This window comes from Sphingomonas sp. NPDC092440 (assembly GCF_044754985.1).
Classification (GTDB): domain Bacteria; phylum Pseudomonadota; class Alphaproteobacteria; order Sphingomonadales; family Sphingomonadaceae; genus Sphingomonas.
The window spans coordinates 1-4,898 of record NZ_JBIVQA010000032.1 but is presented as its reverse complement, the minus strand read 5'-3'; the positions used below and the strand labels follow the sequence as shown (position 1 = coordinate 4,898).

Here is a 4,898-nt window from a genome sequence, read left to right as displayed (position 1 = left end):
CAGCTGCTGCTGAGATCGCGCGGCTAAGCTGTGTGGGGAGATACCACCGGCCACGCGCTGTTGGCCGACCCGCGCGCGAAGGAAGCAGACTGCGTCATCCTCGACTATCGCATGCCCGACATCGACGGATTCGCGATGCTGCGTCACCTTCGCGAGATCGGATGGTCGGGACGCGCCATCATGATCTCAGGCTTTCACGACACGCTGCTGGCCTCGCGGGCCGCCGAGGCGGGCTTCGATCACGTTCTCGCAAAGCCTTTGATCGGCAGGGCTTTGCTCGATGCGTTGGACCGGCACCGCGCCGAGACGCTTCGAAAGCATTGAGTTATGGCGGCCTGCCCCAGCGGCCTCAGCCCGCGCGATGTGGAAAGCGGTCAGCGACGTCAAAGCCAGTGGCTGCGTTTGAACCGGATGTAGGGTCCGATGCAGACCGCAGCGATGACGCCGAGGATGACGAAATATCCCCATTGCGTCTTCAGTTCGGGCATATTCTCGAAATTCATGCCGTAGATTCCGGCAATCGCGGTAGGCACCGCGAGGATCGCGGCCCAGGCGGCAAGCTGACGCGTGATCGCACCCTGGCGCTGCTGTTCGAGCAGGTGACTCGCCTCGAACACCGAGATCAGGATGTCGCGGATGCCGGTGATGGCGCTCTCAACCCTGAGCATGTGATCGAGCAAATCACGGAAATAGGGTTTGGAGGCCTCATCAAGCCGCGGAAGCTGCAGGTTCACCAGCTTGCGACCGACCTCGAGCATGGGTCCGAGCACGCGTTGGAAGCGGACGAGCTCACGCCGCAGCGTGAAAATCCGGGTCACCTCCTCGCGGGTGAGAAAGGCTGCAAGCATGCGCTGCTCCATCTTGAGGACGTCCTCCTCGATCGCCTCGACGATCGGGAAATAGCCATCGACGATGAAGTCCAGAATGGCATGGAGCACATAGTCCGGGCCCTCGCGCAGCAGCTCGGGCGTGATTTCGAGATGCGCGCGAAGCTCGCTGTGCGAACGTGCCGAACCCTGCCGAACGGTGATCAGGAAACTCTTGCCCAGGAAAATCGCGGTGGAGCCGTAGGCGATATGATCGCCTTCAAGATGTGCCGTCCTGGCGACGATGAACAACTGGTCACCGTAGACGTCGAGCTTGGAAATCTGGTGGCCGTTGCCGGCATCTTCCACGGCAAGCGGGTGAAGGCCGTAATTTCCGGCGATGTCGGCAAGTTCTGTCTCGGTGGGCTGGGAGAGGCCGATCCACACAAAGTCATCCTTGGCGATATGCTCGCACGCCGGATCGATCAGGGTCACCGGCCGTAGCCGTTTGCCCTCGTGATAAAGAAAGGCGGCGACGACGCTCATGGCACTTTCCGGTGCCGCCACTGCGGCGGCGACCGGAAGCCGTGTGCCTGGCCCATTGAGACGCGCGCACGAGCAGACGCGCCTCATTCTTCAAGCCCAGTCGCAGGAAGAAGAAAGCGGCGCGCAGCAATTCGAGCGAGAGCTTGTAGAAAAAGCGGCGGAGCGTTGGGTTTCGCAGAAGGCCGCTCCCGTTCATGACGCGCGTGGCTGGGCGGCGCGCTGCCAAATCAAGGGCACGCAGACTGCGAAGGTCCGCGCACCCTTGATTGGCGACCGCGAGGGCTTCGTCCTCTCTTGCGATGGTACCAAGCGATTGCCCGTTTGGCGCTTCGGCAATCGTGTCGGATGGCTATACCTAAGTATCGGATAGCGGCGCTGACGACAGGGGTTGCCGGGCCCCGGTGAGGCGCATCGCACCGCGCGGAGACGAAAGCTGGAAGACGGGAAAGCTCAACTGTCGAAAGCGACCGAGCGCGCGAGCGCTTCCTGGGACTGCAGAAAGGCGAGCCGCGATTGCAGCGCCGCCTGGACAACGCCGAAAGCGTCACCCCCCAGAGTCACGCGCAGCGGCGGATGGTCGCTGGTTGCGACATCGACGATCGCTTGCGCGATCTTTTGCGGGTCGAGCGTGTAGAGCTCGTTTCCGGCGGTCTCGAACATCTTGCGGATATCGCCGGCGGGCGTATCGCGATAGGCGGCGATCTCGCTGGCGAATTGCAGGTTGTGGCTGAAGCTGGTGCGCGCGCCACCCGGCTCGATCAGCGTCACGAACAGGTTGAAGGGTTCAAGCTCCTGGCGGAGGCATTCGCTGAAGCCCTCCAGGCCCCATTTGGCCGCATGATAGAGACTGCTCGTCGGAAGCGAGCCCTGACCGCTGGCGCTGGAGATCTGGATGATCCGGCCGCTCCCGCGCAGGCGCATCGCGGGGACAAAGGCGCGGGTGATGTGGATGGGCGCCATGAGATTGAGCGCGATCTGGCCTTCGACCTCGGCGTCCGACATCTCTTCGGTGGCGCCGATCACGCCGCCGCCGGCGTTGTTGACCAGAATATCGACGGGTCGACGCGCCTGCGCCCGGGCCACGACCGCAGCAATATCGTCCTTGACCGTGACGTTCCTTCTCACGATCTGGCTTTTGAGCCATTCGAGCATGGAATCTTTTGCGATCATGGGCGTCGTCGTCGCTCTCGGCAGCATCGTCTACCGGGCCAGCATCCGCCGGTCATCAACGTAGGGGTCACGACGGTGGAGCGAGCGGTCGGCTCTTCAAGCCCAACGCGATCGGCTCATTTCTCGCTCACCAGTCGTGAACTAACGGCAAATTTGTCAGAATTTGAGGGTGAAAGTGATTTATGGCCCTCATTTTTGTTTCAAGCAGCGCCTGCCGAATGCATCTCTGCGATTGATGTCTTCTGCAAAAGCTTGTTGGCATCGGATGCTCGCTGATCACACCTAACCCGTAATCGTGCCTCTGGCTGACATACCCGACAAACGTATAAGCTCGCCATGCGCGGGCGTCACCAACCCAATTCCGCGTGCGATCCCAAGCGCACAAGCTGCAAGGTGTCGTCATCGGGCTTGCGGTAAATCAGCACGAGGTCGGGCTTTATGTGGCAATCGCGATGGTCGCGCCAGTCGCCGGTCAGCGCATGGTCGCGGTGGCGCGGTTCAAGCGGCTCGTCGGATGCCAGCGCCTCGATGATCGGGATCAGGTCAGCGTCCAGCGTCTTGGCGTGCTGCCCCTTCTTCTCCCGCTTGTAGTCGCGCTTGAACCGCCCGAAGCGTTCAATCGTCCGCATTGAGGTCGGCCATCAGGTCGACCACCGTGGCGAACCGCTTGCCCTTTCCCTCGCGCGCTTCCTTCATGGCCTCGATCGTCTCGGCATTGGGCACCAGCGGTTCAAACGGCAAGGCCTTGTCGCGGGCAACGCGGGTCAGCATCAGGCGCACGGCATCGGAGACGGTCAGCCCCATAGCAGCCAGCACGGTCGCGGCTTCCTCCTTCACCGCTCCGTCGATCCGGGTCTGCACAAGAGCGTTTGCGGCCATGTCGATTTCCTTTCTGCATGACGATGTAATGCAAGCGAACGCAAAGTGCAATCAGGCAAAGCCCCGGCTATCGACATGGCGACCGGGCTTCGCGTTTTTCACCTTCAATGCTGTGAGTGCCATCGGTTCGGGGCCCTGATCGGGAATGTTGGGGCCGTTCTCACACTTTCGGTGGGCAAACGGTCCCACAATCGTTCCCACATTTTGGGCCAAATTCAGGCAAATCAGGGAGACGACCGCGAACAACTTACAAGACAAATCGTTGCTTTTTCAGTGTAGGTAGGGGTAGGGACGCCATCAGCTCGCTTGACACAAGGTTCTACACTCGACAGCGGGGCCTCTACCACCGGGCAATTCTGCAGGATGCTGCAAACCGCGCGATATCAATGGCGGGCGAAAATTCGCTGACCGGCGCTGCCGAAGGCCACCACCGTATAGGGTTGGCGGGCAGCGCCTGCCACTTCCATGCCCTCCGAACCGATCGGCATCCCCGCAACCGCAATGCCTTTGACGCCCGCAGGACGGGTCGCCAGCAAGCGCTTGACGTCGGATATCGGGACATGGCCCTCGATCATATAGCCATCGACGATCGCGCTGTGGCAAGATGCCAGCGTCCGGGGCATGCCGGCCTTGCGCTGAAGCTCGCTGCGCGACGCATCGTCACGCATGACGACCTTGCGTCCCAGCTTCGCGCGCACGGCCTGCGCCCACTTCTCGCAACATCCACATCCCGGATCCCGGTGGACGACGATATCACTGGCCGCAAGCGCTACGCCGGGCATGGCGAGGAACAGCAAGGCGACGAATAGGCGGGTCTTCATGAAATGACTCCCGGAAGAACGATAAGCATGGGGCAGAGGCCCCTTCTTTTCTATACGCATCAATGCGCCCCTCCCCTCATCACGCAGATGATTTTACGATGGCGGGCGGCCTCCAGGCTAGCGGCAGGGACACAAGCAGCGCTAGCGATAGACCACCAATCCCCCACAGAACGAGCGGCTGCGCCCCGGGAGCGACGATGGCTATCGCCAGCGGCGCGAGCGCCTGCCCGATGCTGGCGGCGGAATGCTGGAAACCGAGCTTCACGCCTGAAGGGGCCCCGCCGCCGCTGATCCAGAAGCTGGTGACCAATCGAAGGGTTGCCGAGCTCCAGCCGGCAGCAACGATGATCCCACTGAGCTCGGCCATACTCGCGGCGACAGGAAACATGAAAAGTGCCACAGCCAGCAGGCCCAGCGTCAATCCGGCAAGCCGCCTCGGCACAGTGACCAGCCAATCCAGCTTTGCATGGAAGATCTGTGCCGCCAGCATGCCCAATCCGCAGAGACTGAGCATCCAGGCGATCTCTTCGCGGCTCAGCGAAATGGCGCTCCGCGTCACCAGGAGATTGACATGCATCGCCGCCAGCCCGCCGCCCGCGACGATCGTGATAACAAGCAGGATCAACGTCGCGCCGAGCGTAGGCGCGGGCAGGTCTCCGCCATCGATGCAAGGTGC

The 4,898-nt window shown here is 62.0% G+C and carries 7 protein-coding genes and 1 pseudogene; 2 read left to right on the top strand and 6 right to left on the bottom strand.

The features are described from left to right. The first annotated feature begins 30 nt into the window (after positions 1 to 30). Positions 31 to 324 carry a response regulator gene (locus ACIQCS_RS23875; RefSeq protein ID WP_401531952.1) on the top strand — a complete coding sequence of 98 codons (294 nt, stop codon included), beginning with the start codon at positions 31 to 33 and terminating at the stop codon, positions 322 to 324. 59 nt (positions 325 to 383) lie between these two features. On the opposite strand, the gene corA is transcribed toward ACIQCS_RS23875, so the two are convergent. Continuing rightward, positions 384 to 1,352: a magnesium/cobalt transporter CorA gene (gene corA, locus ACIQCS_RS23870; RefSeq protein ID WP_047169236.1), complete on the bottom strand. Its 969-nt coding sequence runs from the start codon at positions 1,350 to 1,352 to the stop codon at positions 384 to 386. Between corA and ACIQCS_RS23865 the strand changes: the two genes are divergently transcribed. Continuing rightward, entirely contained in the window at positions 1,351 to 1,722 is a 372-nt protein-coding gene (locus tag ACIQCS_RS23865; RefSeq protein ID WP_030541630.1) for a hypothetical protein, read from the top strand. The genes corA and ACIQCS_RS23865 overlap by 2 nt on opposite strands. An 80-nt stretch (positions 1,723 to 1,802) precedes the next feature. On the opposite strand, the gene ACIQCS_RS23860 is transcribed toward ACIQCS_RS23865, so the two are convergent. The 5 genes and pseudogenes from ACIQCS_RS23860 to ACIQCS_RS23840 all read right to left on the bottom strand — a co-directional run. Continuing rightward, positions 1,803 to 2,504, bottom strand: a complete 702-nt coding sequence (locus tag ACIQCS_RS23860) for an SDR family NAD(P)-dependent oxidoreductase (protein ID WP_237751663.1) — start codon at positions 2,502 to 2,504, stop codon at positions 1,803 to 1,805. Between the two features lie 365 nt (positions 2,505 to 2,869). Next, positions 2,870 to 3,151: a type II toxin-antitoxin system YafQ family toxin gene (locus tag ACIQCS_RS23855; RefSeq protein WP_004212690.1), complete on the bottom strand. Its 282-nt coding sequence runs from the start codon at positions 3,149 to 3,151 to the stop codon at positions 2,870 to 2,872. Further along, positions 3,138 to 3,401 (bottom strand): type II toxin-antitoxin system RelB/DinJ family antitoxin, encoded by a 264-nt coding sequence (locus ACIQCS_RS23850; protein ID WP_004212689.1) that lies wholly within the window; start codon positions 3,399 to 3,401, stop codon positions 3,138 to 3,140. Before ACIQCS_RS23850 ends, ACIQCS_RS23855 begins: the two co-directional genes overlap by 14 nt. A 383-nt stretch (positions 3,402 to 3,784) precedes the next feature. Continuing rightward, on the bottom strand, positions 3,785 to 4,222 hold the full coding sequence (locus ACIQCS_RS23845; RefSeq protein ID WP_007683347.1) for a DUF411 domain-containing protein: 438 nt from the start codon (positions 4,220 to 4,222) through the stop codon (positions 3,785 to 3,787). A 79-nt stretch (positions 4,223 to 4,301) separates the two neighbouring features. After that, positions 4,302 to 4,898: pseudogene (locus ACIQCS_RS23840) on the bottom strand (MFS transporter); the annotation flags it as partial.